The sequence below is a fragment of the Streptomyces sp. NPDC026522 genome (assembly GCF_055567555.1).
The window spans coordinates 422,081-448,152 of record NZ_JBVHQF010000006.1 but is presented as its reverse complement, the minus strand read 5'-3'; the positions used below and the strand labels follow the sequence as shown (position 1 = coordinate 448,152).

Below are 26,072 nucleotides of genomic sequence, written 5' to 3'. Positions count from 1 at the left end.
CCGGAAAGCCGGCCGCAGCCGGCGGACGAGCCCGGCCCGGGAGAGCCGCCGCAGCAACAGCCGCACCCCGTGGACGAGTCCCGCCCGCTGGGCCGGATCCTGCTGTTCGGCATCCAGCACGTCCTGGTGATGGCCGCGACCCCCATCTCGGCGATCTTCCTGATGAGCGCGACCCTGGGGCTCGACTCCCGACTGACGGTCAAACTGCTCTCCGCCGCCTTCGTCCTGTCCGGTACCGGTTCGCTGATCCAGTCCCTCGGGCCCTGGAAGATCGGGCCACGGCTGCCGTTCGTCATGCTCCCCGGGGGAGCCCCGCTCATCCTCTTCCTCGCCATCGCCCAACAGCACGGCCTGCGCACCGCCACCGGCGCGGTGATCCTCACGGCGGCCTTCTACTTCCTCGTGCTGCCGGTGTTCTCCCGGCTCCTCGCCTTCTTCCCCGCCCTGGTCATCGGCACGATGATCGTCATCGTGGGGGTGAACCTGGTCAAAGTGGGCGCGGTCCTGGTCACCGGCCGGCCCGGGGAGCCGGGCTTCGCCGACCCCGCCCACCTCGTGCTGGGCCTGGCCACCATCGGCTTCACCATCGCCTTCTACCGGCTCTGCACCGGCGTCCTGCGCCAGCTCGCGGTGATGCTCGGCCTGATCGCCGGTACCGTCCTCGCCGTCGTCCTCGGGGACGTCGACTTCGGCCGGGCCGTCCACGGGCCGCTGCTCGGCGCGCCCGAGCTGCTGCCGTTCGGTTCCCCGCAGTTCAACCTGGTCGCCGCCCTCCCGCTGATGCTCTACAGCCTCGCCTCGATGGCGGAAGCCACCGGCCAGACCGTCATCAACGCCGAGGCGGTGGGCAAGCCCGTCGACCGCCGCACCGACGTGCCCAAGACCATCCGGGGCGACGCGGTCGTCTCCTTCCTCGGCGGGTTCTTCGGACTGCCGCTGATGGTGACGAGCGGCGAGAACATCGGCATCGTCCGCGTCACCGGAGTCCGGAGCCGCTTCGTCACCGCCGCGGCCGGAGTGGTGCTGATCTGCATCGGGTTCCTCGCTCCCGTGACCCGCGCCATCAGCGTGGTGCCCGCGGCCGTGGTCGGCGGCACCGCCATGGTCGTCTTCGCGGTGATCACGGTGCTCGGCATCCAGATGCTGGGCCGCGCCGCACTCGACCGGCACACCAACACCTTCATCTGCGCCGTCTCCCTCGCCCTCGGACTGCTGCCCATCCTGATCCCGGGCGTCTACGGGGGCCTGCCGTCGGGCCCGCGGATCCTCCTCGAAAGCGGGGTCGCCGTAGGAGCGTTCACCGCCGCCCTGCTCAACGTCCTGTTCCACCCCCCGAGGCTCGGCCGCGCCCGCCCGGCCGGAGCGCCCGAGGCCGCGCCGCACCCCGAGCCGGACGCGGACGCCCGCAACGAGGCCGCGCCGCGCGGCTGAACCCCCTCCACCGGAAAGAGAACCATGACCGACTCGTCCCCCGACCGCCTCGTCGGCACCGGCCCCCGGCTGCTCGTGCCCGACGTGGTGATCACCCCCGACGGTCCGCTCGACGGCCACGCCGTCGTCGTGGCCGACGGATCCTTCGGCGCCATCGGCCCCGCCGCGGAACTGGAACGCCTGCACCCCCGGCTGACACCAGTACACCTGCCCGGACACGCGCTGCTGCCCGGCTTCGTGGACACCCACCACCACCTCACCCAGAGCTTCGGCGCGGCCCTCGCGTTCGGCGAACCCTCGGAGATCTTCCGCCGGGTGTGGGCGCCCCTGGAGGGCGCGCTGGACGAGGAGTCCGCGTACGTGGCGGCGAAGCTGGCCGCGCTGGAGTCGCTGCGCGGTGGATTCACCACCGTCGCGGACGCGGGCACCCGGGCCGACGTCGAGGCCGACGTGGTCGCCGCCGCCGCGCGGGACGCCGGGATCCGCTGCGTACTGGCGCTGCTCTGCAACGACGCACCGGGTGCGGACTCCTCCGACGTCATGGCCCGGGCGCACAAGCACCTGGCCCGCTACGACACCGACGACCTGATCCACCCGTCCCTCGGCGTCTCCATCCCCGAGGCCGCGACCGCCCGTACCCTGCGCGCGACCGCCTGCCTGGCAGCCGAAGCGGGAGCCGTCGTACAGATCCACGTCAACGAGCACCTCGTCGCCGTCGAACGCTCCCTCGTCCGGCACGGCCTGCGCCCCCTCGAACACCTGCACCGGGTGGGCGCGCTGGGGCCCCAGCTGGTGGCCGCCCACGCCACGCTCCTGACCCCGGCCGAACTCACCCTGCTCGCCGACAGCGGCGCCGCCGTCAGCTACAACCCGGTGGCCAGCGCCTGGAAGGGGAACGCCGTCGCCCCCGCGGCCCTGATGGCGGAGCGCGGGATCCGCTTCGGGCTCGGCACCGACGGCACCCGCGGCGACGCCTTCCGGCTCGCCGACGCCGCGGAGACCGCCCAGCGCCTGGCCTACGGACTCGCCTCCGGCGACTCCTCCTGCGGAGCGGGCTGGACCTGGCTGGAGCACGGCTCGCGCGGCGGCGCCGACGCACTCGGCCTCGGCTCCTTCACCGGAACCGTCACCGAAGGGGCCGCCGCCGACTTCCTGCTCATCGACATATCGACCCCCGAAATGCGGCTGTCCTGGGACCTGCCGTGGGAACTGGTCCGGCGCGGCAACCGCGACCAGATCAGTGCCGTGTTCGTCGGAGGCCGGCTACGGCTGTGGCACGGCTGGCCCACCGACTGGGACGGCCCGGCGCTGGTCCGGCAGGCGGCCGAACTCTCCCGCTCCGTGCTGGGGCGGGCCGCCGTCACCCGGGCCCACCCCACCTCCATGGCCGCGCGCGCCGGCCGCGACCGCGACCGCGGGCGGAGCGTGGCCCGGTGAGTACGCAGACCCTCGCCCTGCTGGCCGTGACGGTGGCGGTCGCCGCGTTCGTGCAGGGGACCAGCGGGCTCGGGTTCGCCCTGATCGTCGCCCCGGTGGCCGGGCTGCTCGATCCGGCGCTGCTGCCCGTGTTCGTGCTGGCGTCGATGATCCCGCTCAACGCGTACGTGGCCTGGCGCGAGCGGGACTGCCTGGACCTGCGCGGCGCCGGCTGGATCACCGGGGCGCGGCTGGCCGCCACCCCTCTCGGCCTGGTCCTGCTCTGGGCCATCCCCGAGGGCCGGCTCGGCCTCTTCGTCGGGGCGGCCACGGTCCTGGCGGCGCTGGTCAGCCTGGCCGCGCCCGCCTTCACCCCCGGCCGGGCCGCTTACCTGGGCGCGGGCCTGGTCACCGGGCTCACGGAAACCGCCACGGGGGTGGGCGGTCCGCCGCTCGCGCTGGTCTACCAGCACCGCCCGCCGGCGGAGCTGCGGGCCACGATCGCCGTGTGCTTCCTCGTCGGCGAAGTCGCCTCCCTGGCCCTGCTGTTCGCGACCGGCCAGGGCCACCCGGGCCAGCTGGGCCAGGCGCTGTTGCTGCTGCCCGCCCTGGCGGCGGGCGCCTGGCTGAGCCGCCTGGTCCACCACCGCCTGGACGCGCGCCGGATGCGGCTGTTCGTCCTCGGCTTCGCCCTGGTCTCCGGGGTGGTGCTCATGCTCGGTTAGGCCGTCGGCCGTCAGCCGCCTGCCGGTGGGCCGGCGCGCAGGGACGACGCGCGGGCGATCAGGCGGGGTTCGGGCGCCGTGGCGACGGCCGGGGCGTCCTCCCCGCGCAGCCGCCCGAGCAGCAGTTCCACCGCTTGGGACGCGGCGTGGTCCAGGTGCAGGTCGACCGCCGTCAGCGGCGGCTCGCAGGTCCGGGCCCGCAGCCCGTCGTAGCGGGTGACGACCATGACGTCCTGCGGGATCCGCCGGCCGCTGTCCCGGATCGCCCGGACCGCGCCGACGGCGAAGGTGTCCACCAGGGCGCAGACCGCGTCGATCCGGGGGTGGGCGGCGAGCAGCGCCGCGCAGGCGTCGTAGCCGGCTTGTTCCCCGCCCTCCTCCGGCGCGGCCGCCACCAGCGGGTCCCAGCCGTGCCGCGCCGCGGCCCGCTCGAACACGGCCCGGGCGTCGACGCCGGAGTGGCGCGCGCCGGCCCCGACGATCAGCGCGGGACGCCGCGCGCCCTGCTCCCGCAGGTGTCCGAGCAGCAGTTCCGCGACCGGGGTGCCGCGCAGGTCGACGTAGGGGGCGGCGTCGGCGGGGGAGACCGGCCGGCCCAGCGCCACGTACGGCAGCCCGCGCTCGCGCAGCTGCGCCACCGCGACGTCGTCCGCGTCGGGCTCCACGACGATGGCCCCGTCGATGTCCACCGAGTACAGCGGGGAGCCGCTGCGGACCGGCGGGACGAGGACGAGCGCGTAGCCGTGGACCAGCGCGCGCTCCGCGGCCGCGGCGGCGACCTCCATGTAGAAGCCCAGCCGGGACGGGCCGCCGGCCACGGCGAACGGCATCGACGACGCCAGCGCGATGGCCTTCGCCTCGCCCCGGCGCAGCCGTTGCGCACGCAGGTTCGGCCGGTACCCGAGCTCGGCGGCGATCGCCTTGATGCGCTCCCGGGTCCGCGGGTCGACCTTGCCGATCCCGTTCAGGGCGTGCGAGACGGTCGTCCGTGACACCGAGGCGGCCCGGGCCACGTCGGCGATCGTCGGCGGCCGGGCACCAGTACCGGAAGGGGACATCTGGGGTAACGCTCCTCGCGCCGCGCAGGGGTGACCTCCGCATCTTCGCCGACCGGCGGTCCCGCCGGAAGACGCGCCCCCGGTTCAGGCCCGCGCGAGGACCGCGACGGCGTTGTGGCCGCCGAAGCCGAAGGAGTTGCTCACCGCGATCTCGCCGGTGTGCTCGCGGGCCGGTCCCGTGACGACGTCGATCCCCATCCCGGCGCCCGGCTCGGTCAGCCCGGCCGTGGGCGGGACGGTGTCCGCGGCCAGGGCCAGGACGGTCAGCGCCGCCTCGATCGCGCCGGAGGCGCCCAGGGTGTGTCCCAGGGCCCCCTTGGACGAGGTGACGGGCGGCCGGTGCGGGAACACGCGCCGCAGGACGCCCGCTTCGATGTCGTCGTTCTGCCGGGTCGAGGTGCCGTGGGCGTTGACGTGGCCGACGTCCCCGGGCGCCACGCCGGCGTCCGCGAGGGCGGCGCGGACCGCCTGCTCGGCCCCCCGCCCCTGCGGGTGCGGGGCCACCAGGTGGTGTGCGTCGCAGGAGGCGGCGTACCCGATCAGCCGGGCCAGGGGCCGGGCTGATCGGGCCGCGGCGTCCGCGGGCCGTTCCAGCACCAGGGCGCCGGCGCCCTCGGCGATGACGAAGCCGTCCCGGGTGGCGTCGAACGGCCGTGAGCCGGTGCCCGACAGGGCGCCGATCTGGGTGAAGCCCGCCACCATCAGCCGGGTGGTGGCCGCCTCCGCCCCGCACACCAGGGCGATGTCGCACTGTCCCGTCGCCAGCAGGTCACGGGCGAGGCCGAGCGCGGTGGTGCCCGAGGCGCAGGCGGTGGAGGTGGAGAGGGTGGGACCGGTCACCCCGAAGCGCAGTGCGAGGTTGGCGCAGGCCATGTTGATCAGATAGCCGGTGAGGAAGTACGGCGAGACGAACTCCGGTCCCCGTTCGGCCAGCCGGGCGAGCGCCTCGTCCTGGGTCCGCAGGCCCCCCAGGCCGCCGCCCGTGACGACGGCGACCCGGCTGCCGTCCCACCGCTCCGGGTCGAGCCCGGCCTGGTCGAGCGCCTGGGCGGCCGCCGCCAGGGCGAACCGGTCGACCCGATCGAGCCGGCCCGAGCCGCGCAGGCGCAGCACGGGGTGGTCCAGTTCCGGCACGCGGCAGCTGAGGGAGACCGGCAGGCCGTCCAGTGCGGGGTCGGGGGCCGCGGTGGAGCGGCCGGCGAGGACCGCCGACCAGGTGCTGTCCCGGTCGCAGCCGGCCGGGGTGACCAGCCCGATCCCGGTGACGACGGCCGGAGGGCGCCGGCTCAACGGTCCGTGCATCGCGCGCCGACGGACTCGGCGAACTCCCCGAGGGTGGTGGCGCGCAGCTCCTCCTCCTCGACCTTGACGCCCAGCGTCTCGTGTACGGCGATGGCCATCTCGACCACCATGAGCGAGTCGGTCAGCAGCTCGCGCATCGGCGCGTCCGCCCGCACCTCGTCGGCGGGAACCTCGAACTTTCCGATGAGCAGTTCGCTGATCGCGTGGAGGACGGATTCCTGCGCGGAAATGGTCACGGCATCTCTCATTTGCGGTTTCGCGGCCTCGTGCAGCATGGTGACGCAGTGGCCGGCGGTCGAAGGTGAACGGAAAAGCGATTTTCTCCGGTCGTGGGCGGGGGGCCTTGCGCCCACATAAGTACCACGGCTTCCCAATTACTCAAAACGCGTCCGCAACCGGCCTTTTGATGACGTCTGATGGGAGAGTGAGGATCATTCATGTCGGAAATCCTGACGGATTCGACCGCTGACCCGGCCGGCCTGACCGTGGACCCCGTCGACCCGATCGTCGACCCGGACGCCGTGGCCGGCGTCCTCGACGTGGCGGGCGTGGAGCTGCGCTACCTCAAGCGGCTGTTGGGCAGAGCCGGGGAGACCGCGTGGGCCCGGTTCCTCGACTGGCTCGTGGCCGAATATTTCCGCCTGGAGGTGACCGGGTGGGAGAACATTCCCGCCGAAGGGCCGGCCGTCCTCGTCGCCAACCATTCGGGTGCCTGGGGGCTCGACGCATTCGTTCTCCAGAACGTCCTCGTCGGCGGTCTCGACCGGCCGCTGCACGTGCCCGCGGCCCCCTTGATCTTCCGGTTTCCGGTCATCGGTTCATACGCGCGCAAGAACGGCGCGATTCCGCTCGATCCGACGCTGGGATGGGAACACCTGAACGCCGGGGAACTCGTGGGGGTGTTTCCCGAGGGAATGGCAGGGCTGGAAAAGCCCTTCGAAGAGCGCTACCGGCTGCGGCCGTTCAGCCCCGGCTTCGCCGTCACCGCCGTGCGGGCCGGCGCGCCCGTCGTCCCGGTGTCCGTCGTGGGCGCCGAAGAGGCGTGTCCCAAGCTGGGCGAGGTGCCGGCCCTGGCACGCCTGCTCGACCTGCCCTACTTCCCGCTCACGCCCCTGTTCCCGCTGCCGTCCAAGTGGCTGATCACCATCGGTGAGCAGATCCCGGCGCCCCCGCGGCCCGAGTCCCTCGCCGAGCGCTCGGCCGCCGCCCGCCGGCTGTGCGCCCAGGCCCAGGCCGCCGTCCAGGAGCTGGTGGACCGGGAGCGGAACCGGCGGGAGACGCCCTTCTGGTGAGCCGGTCCGGCGGACCGGGGGCGGCTCACCCGTCGTCGGTCACCGCCCGTACGTCGGGCCAGACCAGGGTGGTCGACCCCCAGGCAAGTCCCGCGCCGAACGCCGTCAGCGCCACCCGCATCCCGGGCCGCAGCGTTCCGGCGGCGGCCGCCTGGGCCAGCAGGACGGGCACCGAGGCCGCGGCGGTGTTCCCGTACCCCTCGATGTGCGACAGCATCCGCTCCGGCCGAAGACCCAGTTCGGCGGCGACGCCGTCCAGGATGCGCTGGTTGGCCTGGTGGGCGGCCACCACGTCCACGTCGCCGAGCGACCACCCGGCCCGCAGCACGGCCCGCGTCACCGAATCGCACATGCCGACGACCGCCTGCTTGCGCACGACCGGCCCGTCCATCCGGAAGTAGGGGGAGAACTCCTCCTCCGGCGCGACCAGGTTGCGCTTGCGGGCCCGTGCCCCACCCCCGGGGACCTCCAGCAGGTCGGCCTGCGTGCCGTCGCTGCCCAGGTCGAACGGCCCGAGGGCGCCCGGCTCGTCGGCGGTACCGGCCCGCAGCAGCACCGCGCCCGCGCCGTCGCCGAAGATGGCCGCCATCAGCCAGTCCTCCGGGTCGATGAAGGCGGAGAACACGTCCGAGGCCACCAGCAGCACACTGCCGAAGGCCCCGCCGGCGATCATCGACGAAGCCACGCCCAGGCCGTACAGGAACCCGCTGCACCCCGACGCCAGATCGAACGCCGGAACCGTCCCGCACCCCAGCCGCGCGGCCACCTCCGGCGCCCCGGCCGGCACGAGCCGGTCCGGCGAGATGGTGGTCAGCACCACCGCGTCGGTCCCGGTGGCCCCGGCGGACTCCAGCGCGCCCCGGCCGGCCCGTACGGCGAGGTCGACGGTGGCCTCGCCGTCGGCGACGCGGCGGCTCCCCACGCCGATGCGGGCGCGGATCCACTCGTCGCCGACGGGCCGGTTCCCGCACAACTCGGCGTTGGTGAGGGCGCGCGGCGGTACGTACGAACCGACGCCGGCCAGCACCGCGCCCCGGCGGGTCTGCGGTGAGCGCGCCGCCATCAGCCGGCCAGCCGGTTCGCTGCGCGCCGCACGTCGTCGGCGGCCTTCGCACACCGCTCGGCGTGGCCGAGGAGGGTCATCCGGAACCGCTCGCCGGCCGCGTCCGTGTCCCAGCCGCCGTTGCCGGCGCAGGCCGCGAGGCTCTCCGCGTGGCGCTCCAGCCGGTCCGCACTGGCGTGGGCCAGGGCCCCGTAGGCGGCCGGTGCGTACCCGTGCGCCGAGACCGGCACGGCGGTCGGCAGACCGACCGTCACGCGCCCGTCCCCGGGCAGGCCTTCGGCCTCCCGGAACGCCACGAGCAGCGTGGCCGGATCCAGTGCGTCCGGCAGCCGGTCCGCGCTGAGCCGGGGCGAGATCACCGCCGGGTGCGCCGCCGCCGTGACCCGGCGCACGACCTCCTCGGCGACGTGCTGCGCGAAGCGCGCCGCCGCGCAGCCGGACGGGCCTCCGCACAGCGCCGACGGCCCGGCCCCCGAGTGGTCCTCTTCCCGCACCCAGCCCGGCGCCCACAGGATCTCGGTGCCGGCCTCGACCGCCAGGTCCTCCCATACGAACGCGCTCCGCACCGGGTACACGGCGGCGGAGACCGGCGGGAAGCGGCGCAGCGCCTCGCCCACCGCCTCGCCGGCCCCGGTCACCGACCCCACGGCGAGCAGGGCCAGCGCCTGGAGCGTGATCCCGGCCGCGGCCCCGCCGACCACGGCGAGCGTGTGCGCCACGGCCGCGGCCGCGGCCTCGGGCCCGGCCCCGTCCGCCACCAGCCAACCGGCCACCGAAGCGGGGTCGGGGTCCGCCAGGTACGGGGCCAGCCGTCGCTCCAGGGCCGCGCTCCGGGCCGGGTGGGAGCGGCGCTCCGACTCCGCCGACGCCCGTGCGACGACCTCGCTCAGCAACGTGTCCTCGGCCGCCGCCGCGCCCACCACGAGCCGCCGCGCGACCCGGGCCGTGCCGCGCCGCCAGTCGTCCCAGTCGAGCGTGCCGTCCCCGCGCCGGGCCGCGATCACCGCGTCCACGTCCTCGGCGAGCAGGGCGGCCCACTGCCCCCGCGCCACCGGTACCTCCCGCTCCAGCGGCACGTGCGGAGAGAGCCCGTACCGTCGTCCGCCCGGCGTCAGACCGCTGGGCGCACCGAGCGCGCCCGCCTCCTCCGCCCGGGCGAGGAGGCCCGCGGCGTCGACGCCGGACGGCGGTACGAGGAAGGTCCCGAACGCGGTGCGCAGCCGTACCGGCCGCCCGGACCGGGTCCGCCGCAGATACGCCAGCAGCCCGCTCGTCACCCCCTCGCGGGTGAGGGCGTCCAGCCCCAGCGCGCGGGCGGGGGCGTCCGTCCACGGCAGCCGGTGGGCGAGCATGGCCGCGCTGAACACGGCGTTCTCCAGCGGCCAGGCCGGCGCCGGCCGGCGTACCGTGGTGGCCGGACTCTCGGCAGTGGTCATCGGTCGGTCTCCCTCGTGGTCGCTGTGGTCACTTGTCGCGGAGCATGTACGGCTGGTTGTGGACGACTTGGCCGTCGTAAGCCGTGATCAGTTCGTTGACCTGGTCCCGGTAGCCGGTCAGCTCCCCGCGCAGGGTGTCCGAGTACGCCTGCGGAGCGTGCGACAGCGGGTAGTCGTAGGACTCGTCGAGCCAGGCCAGTTCGACCCAGCTGTCGGGGATGTCGTTGGGCGAGGCGGGCCCGCGCCCGTCCAGCATGGGGATCACGTCGTGCTTGTTGACGAGGCTGATCACCTGCGTGGTGTGGTCGGCGGGCCGCTTGCCGTCGATCGGGGAACCCACCGTGATCACGTGCGTGATGCGGTACGTCGACGCCAGGTCCACGTCCATCGCGAGGTTCATCGCGGTCAGCCCGCCCAGACTGTGCCCGACGATCATCAGTTCCGCCCCGGCGGGCAGTCCCGACCGCAGGATCAGCTGCTTCACGGCCCGCGTGTACGTGGTGTCGGTGCGCAGCAGTCCGTCGAACGCGCCGACGAGGTCCTGCGGGGTGCTGTTGCTCAGCAGCCCGAAGCTGGTCCCGGGCAGCAGCAGGACGTGCCGCTGCTGCCCGTCGGTGCACGCCACCCGGCGCAGCAGGACGAGCCCGTGGTTGCCCAGGGCGCCGATGTCGTTGACGTAGCTGACGATGTCGTTGCAGGACGTACCCAGCACCTTCGCCAGGATGGAGTCCGGATCGGCCCGCTCCGCGCGCCCGGGCCCGGGGTTGAGGTAGCCCAGCAGCGAACTGGGCAGTCCCAGGAAGGGGTCGGTGGTGGGCACGCCGCCGGCGAGGGTCACCCAGGAGAAGTCGTCGTTGACCGGGTTCTCGTCGAGCAGGCCGGACAGGGCCAGCAGCTCCATGATGACGGGGGACACCGTGGTCAGCGCGCGGGTCACGCCGAACCGCTCGACCAGCCCGTACATCGCCCGCAGCGCCTCCAGCCGGTTCCCGTCGACCATGGCGTCCGTCAGCCGCCTGGCCAGGGGCGAGTCCAGGTTCGGGTGCTCGGCCGCGACGGCCCGGATGCGCATCGCGAAGGCGTCCACCGCCATGGCCACCTTCGCGGGGCGGCGGTACGTCACGCTCCCCGCCATCCGCGCCAATTCGCCCAGGAGGCCGCCGTTCGCCCCGAAACCCAGGCCCGCCGGACTGGTGAGCGCTTTCGCGCAGGACAGCGCCGTGCCCAGCGCCCAGCCGGGGCGGCGCAGCGCTTCCAGGCCGAACCGCCAGCTGGAGAGCGCTCCCGTCAGCTCCGCGCCCGCCTGCTTGGCCGTGAGCGCCGCGTCCGCCAGCAGGATCGACGCCGCGATGAGCAGTTCCGCGTCCGTCCGCGCCGGGGCGCTGCGCCCGGCGTCCTCCGGCCGTTGCTGCGCGGGGACATGCCGAGTCGTTTCGTCGACCGCCTGAGTCACCGGTGTGCTCCCTTTCGTCCCTGTGCGACGGCTGCGCCGCCTTGCCCGCTGTTCGCGCAGGCATGGTGGCACCGCGCGTGATCGCCCGGACGCCGTCGTTGCGCCGACCGGGCCCGCCCGCGCACCCCGCCCGGCGTACGGGCCCCGGCCGCACGCGGGCTCCGCGCCCGCTTCGGGCGGCGGAACTGGGCGGCCCCGGGAGGATGAGCCGGGCGCCGCCCTGTTGACACCCGGCGCCGCTGACCCCCCGGCCACCCGGACGGCGGACGGGCCGGATCGGGGCAGCGGGGACTCCCCGGACCGGATGACGGCCCGGTCGACATCCCGTGGGGCCGGAGGGACGATGGGAAAGGCGGAGTCCGCCGGACCGCGGGCCGCCGCCGGCGAGGGGCCCGGCCGGGTCGCCCGGTCTTGCACGGTGTGCCGCTTACAGCCCACGCGTGAACCGCCCCCTCCGCTCCCGCATCGTCTCTTCCGGAAGGGGAGCACCACCATGGCCCGACACACACGGCGCACAGTGATCACCGCGCTGCTCGCGTCCTCCTTCGCACTGTCCGGCGCGGCCGCCCTGGCCCCGTCGGCCGGCGCCGCCGTACCCGCAGCGAGCTGTACCGTCACCCCGAACGCCGACGGCACGGCCGTCACCATCACCGGCGAGGGCTTCACCGGTGACCGCAACCTCAACGACGGTGAGAGCACGGTGCCGCTGAGCATCGACGCGAGCGGCCACTTCCAGGTCAAGCGTTTCCAGAAGAACGCCGACTACACCGTCCTCGCGGCCCACGACGACCAGAACTTCACCTTCGTCAACTGCAAGGTCGTCAAGTCCGCGGACACCACCGGCAACACCACCGGCAACAGCATGAAGGACAAGGGGCGGGGCTACGGCGACGGTTACCGCGCCGGACGCTCGGCGGCGCAGAAGGGCTGCGGCACCAAGGCCACGCCCGACAAGAGCCAGCAGCACTCCGACGCCTACTGGAAGGCGTGGCAGCAGGGCGCCGACGCGGCCTTCAACAAGGTCTGCAGCTCCGGCAGCGCCGGCTGACGGCCGTACAGCAGGACTGAGCCGCCCCTCGATCCCGTCTCCGGCGCGCCCCGAGTCGCCGCTGCCATCGTCAGCGCATCAGCGAGCAACGGAGGGCGCCCGATGAACGCACAGTCGACGCCGGGGGCCGGCCAGGCCGCCGACGGGTCCCTCGCCCTGGTCACCGGGGCGACCAGCGGTATCGGCCTGGCCGTCGCGCGCGACCTGGGCGCCCGGGGCCACCGGGTGTTCATCTGCGCGCGCACGGAGACGGACGTGAAACAGACGGTCGAGGACCTGCGCGCCGATGGGCTGGAGGTGGAGGGAACGGCCGCCGACGTACGCAACCGGGCCGAGGTCAAGGGCCTGGTCGCGGCGGCCGTCGCCGCCTTCGACAGACCCGTCAGGATCCTGGTCAACAACGCCGGCCGCAGCGGCGGCGGCGCCACCGCCGACCTCACCGACGAACTGTGGGACGAGGTCATCGACACCAACCTGAACAGCGTCTTCCTGGTCACCCGGGAGGCGCTGACCAACGGCGGCCTCACCGCCGCCGGGCGGGGCCGGATCGTGAACATCGCTTCCACGGCGGGCAAACAAGGGGTGCTCCTGGGCGCCCCCTACTCGGCCTCCAAACACGCCGTGGTCGGCCTGACCAAGGCACTCGGCAAGGAGCTGGCGCCCCTGGGCATCACCGTCAACGCGGTCTGCCCCGGTTACGTGGAGACGCCGATGGCGGCACGCGTACGGGCGGGCTACGCGCGGGTCTGGGACACGACCGAGCAGTACGTGCAGCAGCAGTTCGAGGCCCAGATACCCTTGGGCCGCTTCTCCACTCCCGAGGAAGTCGCCGGTCTCGTAGGCTACTTGACCACCGACATGGCGGCGTCCATCACCGCGCAGGCCCTCAACGTCTGCGGCGGGCTGGGCCGCTTCTGACACCGCCGCCGGGCGCCGGGCCGGCCCCGCACAGGACCACGCGCCACCATCACGCGTAGACGCACGCATATGGAACTGAGCTTCACGGCCATGTCCCGTCTCGCGACAAGGGACTTGACTGTACTCATGACTCGGACCACGCAGCACATCCAGACCACCCTCGTCATCGGCGGCACCGGCAAGACCGGCCGACGCGTCGCCGAGAAGCTCTCCGCCCAGGGCCTCCCGGTCCGGGTCGGCTCCCGGTCGGGAGAGCCCGCCTTCGACTGGAACGAACCCGACAGCTGGGTCCCCGCCCTGGAGGGCGTCGACCGGGTGTACGTCACCTACTACCCCGACCTCGCCTTCCCGGGCGCCGCCGAGCAGGTCGGCGCGTTCGCCAAGGTGGCCGTCGACAACGGCGCCCGCCGGCTGGTCCTGCTCTCGGGACGCGGCGAAGAGGCCGCCGCGGTCAGCGAGGAGAACCTCAAGGCCTCCGGCGCCGACTGGACGATCGTCCGCTCCAGCTGGTTCAACCAGAACTTCAACGAGAGCTTCTTCCTGGAGCCGGTCCTGGCCGGCGAGATCGCCCTGCCGACCGCCGACGCCGTGGAGGCCTTCGTCGACGCCGACGACATCGCCGACGTGGTCGTGGCCGCCCTGACCGACGACGAGCACATCGGCAAGACCTACGAACTGTCCGGCCCCCGCCTGCTGAGCTACAGCGACGTGGCCGCCGAGCTGACGAAGGCGACCGGCCGGCAGATCACCTACGTCTCCGTCACCAACGAGGAGTACCGCGCGGTCCTGCGCGAGAACGACCTCCCGGAAGAGTTCGCCGACCTGTTCACCATGATCCTGGACGGCCGCAACGCGCACCTCGTGCACGGGGTCGAAGAAGCCCTGGGCCGCAAGCCCAAGGACTTCGCCGACTTCGCCCGCGAGGCCGCGGCGACCGGAGTCTGGGACGTCTGACCGCGCCGGGCCCGCGCCGGGCGGGGGACGACGCCCCGCCCGGCGCCCCGCCCCGACGCGGAGCACGCACGCACTCCGCACCGACCGGCAGGAGGTCCCGATGCCCACGCACCAGCCGCCCCACTCCAGCGAACACGGACTGGACGCGCTCGCCCCGCACTTCCACGGCTTCGCCCTGATGCACCGGGCGATGCGCCGGGACGCCGACCGGCTGCGCGCCGCCGCACCGGCATGGCGGGGCGGCGGCGCCGGATGGTGGCTGCGCCTGCGCGAGGTCATCGAGTGGCACCACACCAGCGAGGACGACGTGCTGTGGCCCGGACTGCGCCGCCGCGACCGGGACTTCGACGCCCAGGCCCGCGAACTGCACGACGACCACGAGGAACTGGACGCGGCGATGGCCGCGGTCACCACCGCCGTCTCCCGCGGCGGGGACGGGCTGGTGGCCGCCGCCCGGGACTTCCAGGAGATCCTGCACGACCACCTGCGCGACGAGGAACGCGTCGTGTTCCCGGTCTTCGACCGGATGGGGGAGCGGGCCTACCTCGCCGAGGAACGCAAGGTGGTGGCCAGCGCCCCGCCCCGGGTGCTGCTGTACCTCCAGCCCTGGATGTTCGACGGCGCGAGCCCCGCGTCCGTCGCACACGTCCGCGCCACCATCCCGCCGCCGGTCCGGCTGCTCGGCGCGACCCTGCTCCGCAGGCGGTACGAGAACACGTTGAAGGGACTTGGGAAGTGACACGAGCGACGACGGGCCCGACGGCCCAGTCCGTGACCCTGGTGGCGGCGACCGTGGGCACCGGCCTGATGGCCGGTCTCTACTTCGCCTTCGACATCTCGGTGATCCCGGGCCTGGCCCGCGGCGACGACGAGACGTACGTGACCGCCATGCGGAACATCAACGACGCCATCGACAACGGCCTGTTCGGGCTGCTCTTCCTGGGCGCGTTCCTCGCCACGGGCGTGGCCGCCGCCCAGCAGCAGCGCGGCGGCCGCGCGCACACGGCGCGCTGGGCCTGGACCGCCTTCGCGCTGTACACCCTCTCCCTGGTCGTGACGGCCCTGGTCAACCTGCCCCTGAACGCCCAGCTCGCCCGCGCCGGAGGCGACTTCGCGGCGGCCCGGGCCGGGTTCGGCACCCGCTGGCGGGCCGCCAACATCGTCCGCACCCTGGCCTGCGCGACCGCCCTGGCCGCGCTGGGCCGGACGCTGACCCTGCACGGCCGCCCGCAGGCCGCGTAGCGCCCGGATCCAGGCGCCGCCGGCGCCCCCGTGAACGGCGTCCGCTCTCCCCACCGTCCCCCGCGGGAGAGCGGGCGCCCCGCGCGTTCCCGCCCGGCGGGAAACGAGAGAGGATGACCGCATGGACACGCTGACCGGTCTGCTGGAGGGCCCGAAGGCGCGCGGCGCCTTCCTCCTGAAGTCCGTCTTCAACCCGCCCTGGTCGCTCCGGGTGGAGGACCGCGCGCCGCTGTCGGTCATCACCATGGTCCACGGCGACGCCTGGCTGGTGCCGGACCACGGCACCGCGGTGCTGATCCGGCCCGGCGACGTGGCCGTCGTACACGGCCCCGAGCCGTACACGGTCGCCGACTCCCCGGACACCCCCGTCCAGATCACCGTCGGACCGGAGCAGCGGTGCAGTACCGCGAGCGGCGAGGACGTCACGGAGACCATGGCACTGGGCGTGCGCACCTGGGGCGATCCGCTCCAGGACGCGGGCTCCGCGGTGATGCTCAGCGGCACCTACCAGGCGCCGAGCGAGATCGGCCGGAGGCTGCTCAGCGTGCTGCCCACGATCCTGGTCCGGCCGGCGGAGTCCGCGGACCACGCCCTGATCACCTTGCTGACGGCGGAGATCTCCCGGGACGAGCCGGGTCAGGAGATCGTCCTGGACCGGCTCCTGGACCTCCTCCTGATCGGGGTCCTGCGCGCCTGGCTCGCGGCCCCGGGCAGCGGCGCGCCGACGTGGTACCGGGCCCAGAGCGACCCCGTGGTCGGCCCGGCGCTGCGCCTGCTGCACGAGAACCCGGTGCACGGCTGGACGGTCGAGGAACTCGCGCGCAAGGTCGGCGTCTCCCGGGCGGCTCTGGCCCGCCGCTTCACGGACATCGTGGGGGAACCGCCGGTCGCCTACCTCACCGGCTGGCGCATCGCCCTGGCCGCCGACTACTTGCGCGAACCCGACGCCACGGTGGCCACGGTGGCCCGCCGGGTCGGCTACAGCGGGGCGTTCGCCCTGTCGGCGGCCTTCAAACGGGTACGCGGCGTCAGCCCGAAGGAGTTCCGCGCCGGCGTGAGCGCGCCCGTGGCCGGGCAGGACCCGCGCTCGCCCCGCACGGTCGTGCTCGACGGGCCGCGGCGGCGCTGAGCCTCACCCGGGCCGGGCGACCACCGCGAGGACCAGGTCCGTTCCCGCCGACCAGCGGCCGTGGTAGACCGGGTCGACCGGTTCGGCCGGCGCGGCCGGCCCGGCCGGGACGTCGATCGTGCAGGTGAAGGTGCCCCCGGGGGAGAGGGTCACCGTGGCGTCGCGGAAGCCGCGCCAGATGCCGGTCGCCGGGTACCAGGCCTTGTACACCGCTTCCTTGGCGCAGAACAGGAGACGGTCCCACGGGACGCCGGGGTGGTCCGCGGCGAGCTCCCGCAGGTGCGCGCGTTCGGCGGGGGAGGTGACCAGTCCCAGGACGCCTTCGGGCAGCGGGCCCGCGGGCTCCGCGTCGATGCCCAGGGCCGACGTACGCTCGGACAGGTCCGCCACCGCCGCACGGTAGCCGTCGCAGTGGGTGATGCTGCCGACCACGCCCGCGGGCCAGGCCGGAGCGCCCCCCGGACCGGGCAGCAGCGGCGCGGGGGAGTGGCCGAGGGCGGCCAGGCAACGGCGCGCGCAGGCGCGGGCCGTCGCGAACTGGCGGCGACGGCGGCCGAGGCGGCCCTCCATGAGGACCGCCTCGGCGGGGAAGAGCGGCGCGGGCGCCTCGTCGTCGAAGGCTTCCGACGACGTGACGCCCGGCGGCAGGAGAGCCTCGATCATCGTCCGGCGGTCACCGGGAGGCGAGTTCGGACACCGCGGACACGACCAGCCCCGGTCGCTCCAGCGGGAGCATGTGGCCCGCACCCGGCACCGCTTCGAACCGGGCGCCCGGCAGGGTGTCGGCGAGCGTCCGCGCCAGCGCGGGGTCGATCACCTTGTCCGCCTCCCCGTGCAGGACCACCGCCGGGACGCCGACGCCGGCCAGCGCCGGACGCACGTCCCAGCCGCGCGTGCAGCGGAAGAAGTCCGCCCGGACCCGCGGGTCCGTCGCCGCGAACAGCTGCCGGTTCACGTCCAGCAGGGCCGGGTCCACGGTCTTGGCCATGGTGGACGACAGCAGCTTGCGGCCGAGCGCGGGACGGCGCAGGGCCCATGAGAAGAGGCCGCTGCCCATCATCTTGACCTCGCCGTCGGGCGTGTCCTGGCCGTGCGCCGCCGTGCCCAGCAGCACCAGGCCGTGCGGCCGCCCGGCCGCCGCCCCGCCGGCCGCGTAGGACAGCGCCGCGAACCCGCCCCCCGAGTGGCCCACCAGGACGGCCGTCCGCGCGTCCGTCGCGTCCAGTACCGCCGCGAGGTCGGCGCCGAGGCGCTCGACCGAGACGGGGGTGCGGCCGAGGGTGGAGGCGCCGTGGCCCCGCTGGTCGTACAGCACCACCCGGTGACCGGCCCGGATGAGCCGGTCGGCGCTGGTGCCCCAGGCACGGCGCGAGTGCGCCCACCCGTGCACCAGGACCACGTCCACGGAGGCCGGCGTGCCGGCCAGCGGGGCCAGCACGGTGACGGCCAGCTCCGCGCCGTCCTCGGTCCGTACGGTCACCTCCCGGGTGACGTCCGCGGCCGTCGTCATCGCCCGGCCGCCACGGCGGAGGACGACAGCCGGCGGCCCAGCGATTCGAAGGCCGCCAAGGTGGCCTTCGAGTGCTCGGCGCCGAGGTCGACGGCCTTGGCCAGCACGCCCAGCCAGCCGTGCGGCCTGCCCGCGAAGTGCATGGACAGCCGGGTGCGGCCGTCCGGCAGCGGTTCGAGCCGGAAGCCGGCCGGGCCGCGGAACGCCCCGTCGACGTACTCCACGTCGAGCCGGCGGCCGGGCTCCACGGCGACCGTACGCGCCGTGAAACGGAGCTTGAGACCGCCGTTGCCGACGCCCTTGGTGTGGACGGTGACCCCGACCTCGCCGCCGACCCGGTCCGGGGAACCGGACAGGGGGGCGAAGGTGTTGGCCGGGACCCACCACTGGGCGGCGCCGCGGAACTCCGAGAGGAGCGCGTCCCATACGGCGGTCGCCGGGGCGTCGATCACCGCCTCGTCGATCAGGTCGTACGTTGTCATGTCGAGCCTCCTCAGGTGCACGGTGGTGCGGAGTTGCGCGGTGGGGACGGGGGCCGGGGCCCTGGGGGCCGCCGGGTCAGGCGAAGAAGCCCTGGCCCGGGGTGAAGATGCCGGCCGGGTCGTACTTCTTCTTGGCGTTGACGAAGCCGGTCCAGCGGTTGCCGAAGTGCGCCCGCCAGTCGGCCTGCGTCATGTTCGGGACGGCGCCCACCAGGTAGCGCTTGGCCCCCATCGACACCGCCAGGTCGTACAGGCGCCGGTTCTGGTCGAGCATCGCCTGGATGTTCGGGTCGCCCGGGTTGGGGAAGCGCAGCAGGTCGAAGAGGTACGCCACGGACTCGCCCGGCATCATCGCCAGCGGCCGCTTGACCTGTGAGGTGAGGAAGGGGGAGAAGAGCAGGAACCCGCCCCCGAGGGAGTCGGCGGTCAGCTCCTGTTCGGCCCGCTTCATGAACGTCTTGGTCTTCGAGGCCGGCAGGAACATGCTCAGCCACGGCTTGGGCGTGTACCAGTGGCCGGACTCCTTGAGGTAGGCCTCGTAGGCGTCGAGCCGGAACATGTACTCCCGGTAGGTCACGTCCTCGATCACCGCGTCGGCCCGCACGTCCTGCAAGCCGCTCAGCAGCTTCGCCCGGTCCGGGGGCGTCGTGCTGTAGGTGGCTCCGACCTCCATCTTGTAGCGCCAGCCCGAGCCGTCCGGCTTCTGCAGCATCTCGCCGGCCTGGACCTGGAACCGGCCGTCGGCCAGCACCTTCTCCGCGTCCTGCAGGTACGTCTCCACGTCCGCGTAGTAGAGGGTGAAGATCACCGACCGCTGCGGCGCCGGGACCAGGGCGACCTCGGCCCGGACGATGATGCCGACCTGACCGCCCCCGGACAGGGCCGCGTTGAAGAGGTCGGGGCGGCTCGTCGCCGTCGCGGTGACCAGCCTCCCGTCACCGGTGACGATGTCGATCGACCGCACGGTGTCGCACAGCAGCCCGTACTTCGCGACCGTGCCGCCGATGCCGCCGATGCTGATGGTGCCGCCGACCGAAATGTAGAGGTAATCGGGCAGCGCGGGCGGCGTCTTGCCCACCCGGAGGCACGCATCGGTCAGCTGGGCCCAGGTCACCCCAGCCTCGACCACCGCGCAGTTCGCACCGATGGAGACGATCTTCGACATGCTCCGGGCGTCGATGGAGATCCCGCCGGGGACGCGGGCCTGGCCGTACACCGAATGCGATTCGATGTCCGTACCGGAGCCGCCCTGCCCGTTCACCGCGACCTTGATGCCATTGGCCCGGGCGTAGTTCACGATCTTGACGATGTCGTCGACGTTGCCGGGCCGCAGCACGGCCCACGGCTTGTTGCCCGCGCCGTCCCACAGGTGCCCGAAGTCCTTGCCGAAGGCCTCGACCACGGTCGGCGCCGTCTCCAGCGTGCCGGTCAGCGCCGGCACGGGAACCACGGTCCGGCCGACGGCCTCGGCGGCCGTCGCCCAGCTCTGGTCGACGGTGTTCCAGCCCACGACGGCCACGGCGGTCGCCGCGATGCCGCCGAGGACTCTGCGCCGCGACGGGGCGGCCGCCGTGCCCGTGGCCGCTCTGGGGGTGCTGCTCATCTGCGTACGTCTCCCGTTTCTCATGACCTGCCGGAGTCCTACTGGTGCGTCGCCGGGACGGCGGTGCGCACCTGCGAGGCGAGCTGGTACTCGCCGAGGTCGAAGCGCTTGGTCTGGCGGCGGAAGCGCCAGGTGTACGTCGGCCAGATCGACGGGTTGCGCCCGTTCTCGTCGAGGTACCAGCTCTTGCAGTTCCCCGCGTTCCACACCGAACCGTCGAGCTTGGCGTCGAGCGCCGCGTTGTACGCCTGCTGCGCCTCCTTGCGGACCTCGACGCTGGCCAGTCCGCGCTTCTCCACCTGCCGCAGGGCGTCGACGACGTACTTGATCTGCGCCTCGATCATCACGACCTGCGAGGAGTGCCCCAGCGTGGTGTTCGGCCCGAGCAGCATGAACAGGTTCGGGAAGCCGGCGATCGTGGTGCCGCGGTGGGCCGACATGCCCTCCCGCTGCCACGCCTCGCGCAGCTGGACCCCGTCCCGTCCGAAGACCCGGCGCGCGACCGGGCGGTCGGTGGCCTGGAAGCCGGTGCCCAGGATGATGGTGTCGACCTCGCGCTCCACCCCGTCCCGGCCCACGATCGACTTGGCGCGGACCTCGGCGATCCCCTCGGTCACCAGGTCCACGTTGGGCTGCTGGATCGCCGGGTACCAGGTGTTGGAGAAGAGCAGCCGCTTGCAGGCCATCACGTAGTCGGGGGTCAGCTTGGCGCGCAGCGCCTCGTCCGGGACCGACTTCTTCAGGTGGTCGCTGGCCATCTTCTGCATCTTCCCGGCGACCTTCGGGCGGGCCATCACGAAGGCCAGGACCTCCCGGCCCCACATGTTGAAGTTCCGCCGGAAATTCTGGTAGCCGGGCACCGAGCGCAGGAGCTTCGCCTGTAGCGCCGTGGTCGCCTTGTCGTTCTTCGGGCCGACCCACGGGGGCGTGCGCTGGTAGAGGTCCAGCCGCTCCACGTCGGGCTGGATCTGCGGGACGAACTGGATCGCCGAGGCGCCCGTACCGATGACCGCGACGCGCCGCCCGGTCAGGTCGTGGTCGTGGTCCCACCGCGAGGAGTGGAACACCGTGCCCTCGAAGTCCGCCAGACCCTTGATGTCGGGGACGGCCGGCTCGCTCAGGTAGCCGGTGCCGGTGACGAGGAACTGGGCGGTGTAGTCGCCCTGCGAGGTCTCGATCCGCCAGTGCCGCTCGCCCTCGTCCCAACGGGCGGAGAGCAGTTCGTGCGCGAAGCGGATGTGCGGGCGGACCCCGAAGCGGTCGGCGGTGTCGCGCAGGTACGCGTACAGCTCGTCCCGCTTGCCGAAGGTCGACTTCCAGCCCGGGTTCTGGGCGAACGAGAAGGAGTAGAGGTGGGACATGACGTCGCACGCACACCCCGGATAGCTGTTGTCGCGCCACGTGCCGCCGACCTCGTCGGCCCGCTCGAACACCAGGAAGTCGTCGATGCCGGACTGCAGCAGCCGGATGGCGGTGCCCAGGCCCGAGAACCCGGTACCGATGACCGCCACCCTCAGGTGCCGGGCCGGTCCGCGGCCCCCGGTGGAGGCCTGGGCCGTCGGACGGGCTCCGCCGTCCTTGGCCGGTTCGAGAATGCTCGTCACGTCGGCCTCCTAGCGGCGCGTGAGGGTCACGCGGAAGTTGTTGAAGAACTTGTCCTCGAGGGTGTACGCGAAGATGTCGAGGTAGCGCTCGAAGCGGGCGACGACCTCCTCGCCCTCCATGGCCACGGCCTCGTCCCGGCGCTCGGCGAGCAGCACCAGCCAGGCGCGGCAGGCCATCGCGAACGACTCGCGCTCGTTGACGATCTCGTCGATCTCGAAGAGGCCCTCGGCGCCGGAGGTCAGCTCGTGCAGGTGCGGGATGTGGCACCCGGCGAACTCGGAGCGCTGGAGGAACTTCAGGTCGTCGAGGAGCGCGCGGTTCATCGGCAGCGCCTCGGCGGTCATGGTGTGCAGGACGAACTTCGCCCCCGGGTCGAGGGCGTTGGCGACCTGCTGGAAGAAGTAGCGGTAGCGCTTGGTGCGCTCCTTGGGCGGCAGGTTCGAGGAGACGAAGTGCTCCAGCGCGTTGATGCAGAACGCCGCGCCGTACTTCTCGCTGTCGTCCGCGACCGCGTAGTCCGCCCAGCTCTGCACCAGCGTGGTGATGCGCGGGTTGCCCAGAGCGTCGATGAAGGCTTCCTGGGTGCGCGACAGGGTCAGGCCGACGGCTTCCTGCGCGCCGTGCACGGTCGTGAGGCGGTTGAGCATGGTGCCCCAGCCGCAGCCGATGTCCAGCACCCGCTTGACGCCGCCGGCCCGGACGTTCGCGAGGTCCGCGAAGGTGTCGAGCTTGCGCTCCTGGGCCTGGTCGAGGGCGGCGACGAGGTCCTCGCCCTCGTTCCAGTAACCGCCGGAGTACATCATCGTCGGGCCGAGCAGCAGCCGGTAGAAGTCGTTGCCGACCTCGTAGTGGTGCCTGATCGCATCGACCTCTGGGTCCACCGTCCTGGGGGCGACCGTTGTCATTTCGATCCTCATTCCTGCGGGCGGGAAGGGCGGCTCGGGCCGTCCGTGCCGAATTACGTCCGAGGAAAACCGATCCCCCGCAAGGCGTACGCAACACGGGTCCGGTCCGCACCAAAAGACGGGTGAAAGGGAGGGAAAAGGCCGGGAAAAGCCAGCGGTCGGGCACTGCCCCGGGCATCTTGCGTCTTCCTTGCGGCCACGGGGCTTTCATCGCTCTCGAAAAGAACGACGCGACTGCCGAGTCGCACCGTCGAGAGAGGACCGACCCCATGTCGCTGCCCACCATCGAAGAGCTCGCGAGCCAGCTGGAGGCCGTTTCCGGCGCCGCGGAGGTCAGCCCCGACGCGCCGCTCCAGCACATCGCGGACGTCGACTCGCTGGACCTCATGGAGTGGCTGTACGGCTTCCAGACCAAGTACCCCCACATCCCGGCCGACGAGACGCTCTTCGCGGACCTCGACGACTCGACGACGCTGCGCGACGTCTACGCGAAGATCGTCGATCTCGTCCCGGCCCAGGCATAGCGAGGAATCACGTGACCGGCTTCGACATCACCGGGTGGGGCATGTCCGTACCCGAGCGCATCGTCACCAGCGCGGAACTCGCCGAGCGTTTCGGCGTGGACGAGCACTGGGTCGTCAGCCGCTGCGGCATCCGTGAGCGGCGGGCCGTTGACCCGGGGCAGACCACCGTCTCCCTGGCCGTCGAGGCCGGCCGGCGCGCTCTGGACAAGGCGGGCCTGACCGGCGCCGACATCGCCCACCTGATCGTCGCCACGGCGACCCCCGAGCAGCCGTCCCCGGCGACGTCCGCGTTCGTCCACCACGAACTCGGCATCGCCGGCAGCGCCCACGACGTCAACTCCGAGTGCGCGGGCTTCGTCTACGGGCTGGTCTCCGCCATGGCGCTCATCGCGATCGACCCCCGGCCGATCCTGCTGATCGGCTCCGACACCCACACCCTCACCGCGAACCCCGCCGACCGGGACCTGTCCATCCTCGTCGGCGACGGGGCGGGCGCCGTCGTCCTCCAGCCCGGCCCCGAGAACCGGGTCAAGGCCTGGAACCTCGGCGCCGACGGCTCCTGCACCGGCTCCCTGAAGGTGCTCGCGGGCGGCAGCCGGATGCCCGCCACGGCGGAGACCGTGGCGGCGGGGCTGCACTACGCACAGATCAACGGCAACGAGATCTACCTCAACGCCGTCCGCTACACCGTCCGTACGGTGCGCGAGACGCTGGAGAGCGCGAAGGTCGACGCGGCCGACGTGGACCACGTCGTACCGCACCAGGCCAACATCCGCATCATCAACTCGATCATGTCCCACACCGGTCTGCGGCCGGAAGCGCTGATCACCAACCTGGAGAAGTACGGCAACACGGCATCGGGCTCGATCCCGATCGCGCTGACCGAAGCCCTGGACGCCGGACGCATCAAGGCCGGGGACAAGGTCCTGCTGGCCGGCTTCGGCGCCGGTATGACATGGGGCTCGATCCTGATGGAATGGGGCGGTACCGCGGCATGAGCAACAAGAGCACGGGCGTACGTCCCGAGGCACCGGTCGCGCTCGTCACCGGCGCCTCGGGCGGCCTGGGCCAGGCCCTGGCCCTGGAACTGGACGCCCTGGGCTGCCGGGTCGCGGTCCACTACAACAGTTCGCGGGACGCGGCGCGGGCGGTGCAGGAGAAGCTGGCCAACCCGTCCGTCCTGGTCACCGGCGACGTCGGCTCCTGGGAGACGGTCCAGGGCATCTACGCCGACATCACCGAGGCGCTGGGGCCGGTGGACGTCCTCGTCAACAACGGGGCCATCCGCAAGGACAGCCTGATGGCGATGCAGAACCCCGCGGACTGGGCGCAGGTCATCCAGACCAACCTGATCGGCTCGTTCCACACGGCCCGGGCCGCGGCCCCGGCCATGCTGCGCCGGAGGTGGGGCCGGATCGTCAACATCGTCTCGCCGTCGGGCATCATCGCCACCGCCGGCCAGACGGCGTACTCGGCCTCCAAAGCGGGACTGATCGGCTTCACCCGCACCCTTGCCGCGGAGTGCGGCCGCCGGGGCGTGACCGTCAACGCGCTGTCCCCGGGCTTCATGATCACCGGTATGACGAAGGACCTCCCCGAGCGGGTCGTCGAGGGCATGGAGGGCAAGGCGCCCATCCCCCGCTTCGTCACGGTCGAGGAGGTCGCCCGCAGCGTCGGCCTCTTCCTGGACCAGGACTGCATGACGGGCCAGGTCATCAGCATCGACAGCGGAGTCTCGATCACCTGACCTGGGCCGGGTCCGCGCCCGGCCCCCCCACCAGCCCCGGCCCCTGCCCTCAGGGGGCCGGGGCCGCTCGGGTTGCCCCGTACCGGACGCGGACGCGGGCGCGCCACGACGCCGTACCGCCGCCGGGCGGCCGTACGGCGTCGCGGTCGCGGTCGGGCCGGCTACGCGGCGGGGGAAGCGGCGGAAGCGGCCGCGGGGGACGGGGCCGCGCCGTGCGCGCGGTGGGTGGCGCACATGCGCCCGAGGACGCACGGCCGCGGCGCCGAAGCGGCCCGGCCGACCTCGAACACCCCCATCAGGAACGGGTCGAGGACGGCGGCAGGACGCTCGGGGGCGCGGGGCTCCGGCGCCCGCAGGATCTCCAGGTACGCGGCCTCCGTCTCCGGAGCGGGATCCGTACCCAGTTCCTCCGCCAGCACCCGGCGCAGCTGGTGGTAACTGCGCAGCGCCTCGGCGCGGTTGCCGGCCCGCTTGTGCGCCGTCATCCGGCAGCGGTAGGCGCTCTCGCGGAACGGGGCCCGGCGCACCGCCTCCTCCGCGAAGCGCAGCGCGTGGTGCTCGTCGCCGAGCGCGGACGACGAAAGGCTCGCTATCTCCAGCGCCGTCAGGCGCAGTTCCTCCAGCTGCTCGCGCATCGAGTTGACCCACTCGCCCTCGTGCGAGGGCAGGAACGAGCCGCGCAGGTTCGACACCGCGCCGGACGCCAGCTGCTGCGCCACCGCGAACGCGCCGTCCGCGAACGCGGAGGTCGCCTCCGTCACCGCGAGGTCCGCGCACTCCACGTCCACCGCCGCGTCCTTGGGCACCCGCAGTACGTACCGGCCGCCCTGCGCCACCAACGCCGCTTCCCCCGGCTTGTCCTGAGGAGTCGTCACGAACGTCCGGACCCGGCTGACGACACTGCGCAGCGCGGAGGCCCAAGTGTCGGGCAACCCCTCCGGCCATACGGTTTCCGCCAGCTGGTCCCGCTCTGTACCACCGGCCCGCTCGATGACCAGCCGAGCGAACGCCACCTGTGCCTGTGCGCCGGAGAGGTGCCGCGAGGGCGCCCCCGACGGCTCGATCGTGACAAGTCCTACGAGTCTGATCAGCACTGTGTACCCTCCGAAACTGCCGGGATACCGGCCGTGTCCCCCTGGTCTTGTGCGCTGCGAACATACACGCGCTTCTTCTCCGCATGTCAACAACAATCCGGGATCGCACCGGTCGGGAATCGCTTTCGCCCTTTT

At 73.1% G+C, this 26,072-nt stretch carries 26 protein-coding genes; 13 read left to right on the top strand and 13 right to left on the bottom strand.

What is annotated here, in order from left to right; translation table 11 throughout:
- The first annotated feature begins 69 nt into the window (after positions 1-69).
- Genes ACZ4M3_RS18720 through ACZ4M3_RS18710 form a run of 3 tightly spaced genes read left to right on the top strand, consistent with a single transcriptional unit; the run spans position 70 to position 3,572 of the window.
- A complete protein-coding gene (locus ACZ4M3_RS18720) occupies positions 70-1,431 on the top strand; it encodes a uracil-xanthine permease family protein (protein ID WP_467734020.1) in 1,362 nt (453 codons plus the stop codon).
- A 24-nt stretch (positions 1,432-1,455) separates the two neighbouring features.
- Positions 1,456-2,868: an amidohydrolase family protein gene (locus ACZ4M3_RS18715; protein ID WP_467733916.1), complete on the top strand. Its 1,413-nt coding sequence runs from the start codon at positions 1,456-1,458 to the stop codon at positions 2,866-2,868.
- A complete protein-coding gene (locus ACZ4M3_RS18710; RefSeq protein WP_467733914.1) occupies positions 2,865-3,572 on the top strand; it encodes a sulfite exporter TauE/SafE family protein in 708 nt (235 codons plus the stop codon). Before ACZ4M3_RS18715 ends, ACZ4M3_RS18710 begins: the two co-directional genes overlap by 4 nt.
- 11 nt (positions 3,573-3,583) lie before the next feature.
- Here the strand turns inward: ACZ4M3_RS18710 and ACZ4M3_RS18705 are convergent, their stop codons facing one another.
- The 3 genes from ACZ4M3_RS18705 to ACZ4M3_RS18695 all read right to left on the bottom strand — a co-directional run bounded on the left by ACZ4M3_RS18705 (position 3,584) and on the right by ACZ4M3_RS18695 (position 6,168).
- The gene (locus ACZ4M3_RS18705; protein ID WP_467733912.1) at positions 3,584-4,630 is read right to left on the bottom strand and encodes a LacI family DNA-binding transcriptional regulator; all 1,047 of its coding nucleotides are present in this window, start codon (positions 4,628-4,630) and stop codon (positions 3,584-3,586) included.
- Between the two features lie 84 nt (positions 4,631-4,714).
- Positions 4,715-5,920 (bottom strand): beta-ketoacyl-[acyl-carrier-protein] synthase family protein, encoded by a 1,206-nt coding sequence (locus ACZ4M3_RS18700; protein ID WP_467733910.1) that lies wholly within the window; start codon positions 5,918-5,920, stop codon positions 4,715-4,717.
- Entirely contained in the window at positions 5,917-6,168 is a 252-nt protein-coding gene (locus ACZ4M3_RS18695; protein ID WP_467733908.1) for an acyl carrier protein, read from the bottom strand. Before ACZ4M3_RS18695 ends, ACZ4M3_RS18700 begins: the two co-directional genes overlap by 4 nt.
- A 201-nt stretch (positions 6,169-6,369) precedes the next feature.
- Between ACZ4M3_RS18695 and ACZ4M3_RS18690 the strand changes: the two genes are divergently transcribed.
- On the top strand, positions 6,370-7,224 hold the full coding sequence (locus tag ACZ4M3_RS18690) for a lysophospholipid acyltransferase family protein (protein WP_467733906.1): 855 nt from the start codon (positions 6,370-6,372) through the stop codon (positions 7,222-7,224).
- A gap of 25 nt (positions 7,225-7,249) precedes the next feature.
- Here ACZ4M3_RS18690 and ACZ4M3_RS18685 read toward each other — a convergent pair whose 3' ends face one another.
- The 3 genes from ACZ4M3_RS18685 to ACZ4M3_RS18675 are packed head-to-tail and all read right to left on the bottom strand — an operon-like array spanning position 7,250 to position 11,176.
- Positions 7,250-8,287: a beta-ketoacyl-ACP synthase 3 gene (locus ACZ4M3_RS18685; RefSeq protein ID WP_467733904.1), complete on the bottom strand. Its 1,038-nt coding sequence runs from the start codon at positions 8,285-8,287 to the stop codon at positions 7,250-7,252.
- Positions 8,287-9,723: a cytochrome P450 family protein gene (locus ACZ4M3_RS18680; RefSeq protein ID WP_467733902.1), complete on the bottom strand. Its 1,437-nt coding sequence runs from the start codon at positions 9,721-9,723 to the stop codon at positions 8,287-8,289. Before ACZ4M3_RS18680 ends, ACZ4M3_RS18685 begins: the two co-directional genes overlap by 1 nt.
- Before the next feature lie 28 nt (positions 9,724-9,751).
- Positions 9,752-11,176, bottom strand: coding sequence for a lipase family protein (locus tag ACZ4M3_RS18675; RefSeq protein WP_467733900.1), 1,425 nt, complete (start codon positions 11,174-11,176; stop codon positions 9,752-9,754).
- A gap of 493 nt (positions 11,177-11,669) precedes the next feature.
- Between ACZ4M3_RS18675 and ACZ4M3_RS18670 the strand changes: the two genes are divergently transcribed.
- The 6 genes from ACZ4M3_RS18670 to ACZ4M3_RS18645 all read left to right on the top strand — a co-directional run bounded on the left by ACZ4M3_RS18670 (position 11,670) and on the right by ACZ4M3_RS18645 (position 16,467).
- A complete protein-coding gene (locus ACZ4M3_RS18670; protein WP_467733898.1) occupies positions 11,670-12,224 on the top strand; it encodes a hypothetical protein in 555 nt (184 codons plus the stop codon).
- A 102-nt stretch (positions 12,225-12,326) separates the two neighbouring features.
- Entirely contained in the window at positions 12,327-13,142 is an 816-nt protein-coding gene (locus tag ACZ4M3_RS18665; protein ID WP_467733896.1) for an SDR family NAD(P)-dependent oxidoreductase, read from the top strand.
- Positions 13,143-13,268: 126 nt separating this feature from the next.
- A complete protein-coding gene (locus ACZ4M3_RS18660; protein WP_467733894.1) occupies positions 13,269-14,096 on the top strand; it encodes an NAD(P)H-binding protein in 828 nt (275 codons plus the stop codon).
- A gap of 100 nt (positions 14,097-14,196) precedes the next feature.
- A complete protein-coding gene (locus ACZ4M3_RS18655) occupies positions 14,197-14,835 on the top strand; it encodes a hemerythrin domain-containing protein (RefSeq protein ID WP_467733892.1) in 639 nt (212 codons plus the stop codon).
- Positions 14,832-15,338 carry an anthrone oxygenase family protein gene (locus tag ACZ4M3_RS18650; protein ID WP_467733890.1) on the top strand — a complete coding sequence of 169 codons (507 nt, stop codon included), beginning with the start codon at positions 14,832-14,834 and terminating at the stop codon, positions 15,336-15,338. Before ACZ4M3_RS18655 ends, ACZ4M3_RS18650 begins: the two co-directional genes overlap by 4 nt.
- A gap of 121 nt (positions 15,339-15,459) precedes the next feature.
- Complete coding sequence (locus tag ACZ4M3_RS18645; protein ID WP_467733888.1) at positions 15,460-16,467, top strand: AraC family transcriptional regulator; 1,008 nt, start codon at positions 15,460-15,462, stop codon at positions 16,465-16,467.
- A 3-nt stretch (positions 16,468-16,470) separates the two neighbouring features.
- Here ACZ4M3_RS18645 and ACZ4M3_RS18640 read toward each other — a convergent pair whose 3' ends face one another.
- The 6 genes from ACZ4M3_RS18640 to ACZ4M3_RS18615 all read right to left on the bottom strand — a co-directional run bounded on the left by ACZ4M3_RS18640 (position 16,471) and on the right by ACZ4M3_RS18615 (position 22,572).
- Entirely contained in the window at positions 16,471-17,130 is a 660-nt protein-coding gene (locus ACZ4M3_RS18640; protein ID WP_467733886.1) for a 4'-phosphopantetheinyl transferase family protein, read from the bottom strand.
- Positions 17,131-17,140: 10 nt separating this feature from the next.
- Positions 17,141-17,977, bottom strand: coding sequence for an alpha/beta fold hydrolase (locus ACZ4M3_RS18635; RefSeq protein WP_467733884.1), 837 nt, complete (start codon positions 17,975-17,977; stop codon positions 17,141-17,143).
- Positions 17,974-18,459, bottom strand: coding sequence for an SRPBCC family protein (locus ACZ4M3_RS18630; RefSeq protein WP_467733882.1), 486 nt, complete (start codon positions 18,457-18,459; stop codon positions 17,974-17,976). The genes ACZ4M3_RS18635 and ACZ4M3_RS18630 overlap by 4 nt, the downstream gene beginning before the upstream one ends.
- Positions 18,460-18,535: 76 nt before the next feature.
- Positions 18,536-20,062 (bottom strand): FAD-binding protein, encoded by a 1,527-nt coding sequence (locus ACZ4M3_RS18625; RefSeq protein ID WP_467733880.1) that lies wholly within the window; start codon positions 20,060-20,062, stop codon positions 18,536-18,538.
- 38 nt (positions 20,063-20,100) lie between these two features.
- Positions 20,101-21,666, bottom strand: a complete 1,566-nt coding sequence (locus ACZ4M3_RS18620; protein WP_467733878.1) for a flavin-containing monooxygenase — start codon at positions 21,664-21,666, stop codon at positions 20,101-20,103.
- 9 nt (positions 21,667-21,675) lie between these two features.
- Positions 21,676-22,572: a class I SAM-dependent methyltransferase gene (locus ACZ4M3_RS18615; RefSeq protein ID WP_467733876.1), complete on the bottom strand. Its 897-nt coding sequence runs from the start codon at positions 22,570-22,572 to the stop codon at positions 21,676-21,678.
- Between the two features lie 269 nt (positions 22,573-22,841).
- Here ACZ4M3_RS18615 and ACZ4M3_RS18610 point away from each other — a divergent pair, with 269 nt between their 5' ends.
- Genes ACZ4M3_RS18610 through ACZ4M3_RS18600 form a run of 3 tightly spaced genes read left to right on the top strand, consistent with a single transcriptional unit; the run spans position 22,842 to position 24,843 of the window.
- Positions 22,842-23,096, top strand: a complete 255-nt coding sequence (locus ACZ4M3_RS18610; protein ID WP_467733874.1) for a hypothetical protein — start codon at positions 22,842-22,844, stop codon at positions 23,094-23,096.
- Between the two features lie 11 nt (positions 23,097-23,107).
- Positions 23,108-24,094 (top strand): 3-oxoacyl-ACP synthase III family protein, encoded by a 987-nt coding sequence (locus ACZ4M3_RS18605; protein WP_467733872.1) that lies wholly within the window; start codon positions 23,108-23,110, stop codon positions 24,092-24,094.
- A complete protein-coding gene (locus ACZ4M3_RS18600) occupies positions 24,091-24,843 on the top strand; it encodes an SDR family NAD(P)-dependent oxidoreductase (protein WP_467733870.1) in 753 nt (250 codons plus the stop codon). The genes ACZ4M3_RS18605 and ACZ4M3_RS18600 overlap by 4 nt, the downstream gene beginning before the upstream one ends.
- 161 nt (positions 24,844-25,004) lie before the next feature.
- Here the strand turns inward: ACZ4M3_RS18600 and ACZ4M3_RS18595 are convergent, their stop codons facing one another.
- On the bottom strand, positions 25,005-25,775 hold the full coding sequence (locus ACZ4M3_RS18595) for an AfsR/SARP family transcriptional regulator (protein WP_467733868.1): 771 nt from the start codon (positions 25,773-25,775) through the stop codon (positions 25,005-25,007).
- Between the last annotated feature and the right edge of the window lie 297 nt (positions 25,776-26,072).

What these genes read in the sequence shown, in the direction of transcription:
- ACZ4M3_RS18715 (WP_467733916.1), top strand. Translation starts at nt 1,456, where the DNA reads ATGACCGACTCGTCCCCCGACCGCCTCGTCGGCACCGGCCCCCGGCTG.
- ACZ4M3_RS18705 (WP_467733912.1), bottom strand. Translation starts at nt 4,630, where the DNA reads ATGTCCCCTTCCGGTACTGGTGCCCGGCCGCCGACGATCGCCGACGTG.
- ACZ4M3_RS18690 (WP_467733906.1), top strand. Translation starts at nt 6,370, where the DNA reads ATGTCGGAAATCCTGACGGATTCGACCGCTGACCCGGCCGGCCTGACC.
- ACZ4M3_RS18685 (WP_467733904.1), bottom strand. Translation starts at nt 8,287, where the DNA reads ATGGCGGCGCGCTCACCGCAGACCCGCCGGGGCGCGGTGCTGGCCGGC.
- ACZ4M3_RS18680 (WP_467733902.1), bottom strand. Translation starts at nt 9,723, where the DNA reads ATGACCACTGCCGAGAGTCCGGCCACCACGGTACGCCGGCCGGCGCCG.
- ACZ4M3_RS18670 (WP_467733898.1), top strand. Translation starts at nt 11,670, where the DNA reads ATGGCCCGACACACACGGCGCACAGTGATCACCGCGCTGCTCGCGTCC.
- ACZ4M3_RS18665 (WP_467733896.1), top strand. Translation starts at nt 12,327, where the DNA reads ATGAACGCACAGTCGACGCCGGGGGCCGGCCAGGCCGCCGACGGGTCC.
- ACZ4M3_RS18660 (WP_467733894.1), top strand. Translation starts at nt 13,269, where the DNA reads ATGACTCGGACCACGCAGCACATCCAGACCACCCTCGTCATCGGCGGC.
- ACZ4M3_RS18655 (WP_467733892.1), top strand. Translation starts at nt 14,197, where the DNA reads ATGCCCACGCACCAGCCGCCCCACTCCAGCGAACACGGACTGGACGCG.
- ACZ4M3_RS18645 (WP_467733888.1), top strand. Translation starts at nt 15,460, where the DNA reads ATGGACACGCTGACCGGTCTGCTGGAGGGCCCGAAGGCGCGCGGCGCC.
- ACZ4M3_RS18640 (WP_467733886.1), bottom strand. Translation starts at nt 17,130, where the DNA reads ATGATCGAGGCTCTCCTGCCGCCGGGCGTCACGTCGTCGGAAGCCTTC.
- ACZ4M3_RS18635 (WP_467733884.1), bottom strand. Translation starts at nt 17,977, where the DNA reads ATGACGACGGCCGCGGACGTCACCCGGGAGGTGACCGTACGGACCGAG.
- ACZ4M3_RS18630 (WP_467733882.1), bottom strand. Translation starts at nt 18,459, where the DNA reads ATGACAACGTACGACCTGATCGACGAGGCGGTGATCGACGCCCCGGCG.
- ACZ4M3_RS18625 (WP_467733880.1), bottom strand. Translation starts at nt 20,062, where the DNA reads ATGAGCAGCACCCCCAGAGCGGCCACGGGCACGGCGGCCGCCCCGTCG.
- ACZ4M3_RS18615 (WP_467733876.1), bottom strand. Translation starts at nt 22,572, where the DNA reads ATGACAACGGTCGCCCCCAGGACGGTGGACCCAGAGGTCGATGCGATC.
- ACZ4M3_RS18610 (WP_467733874.1), top strand. Translation starts at nt 22,842, where the DNA reads ATGTCGCTGCCCACCATCGAAGAGCTCGCGAGCCAGCTGGAGGCCGTT.
- ACZ4M3_RS18600 (WP_467733870.1), top strand. Translation starts at nt 24,091, where the DNA reads ATGAGCAACAAGAGCACGGGCGTACGTCCCGAGGCACCGGTCGCGCTC.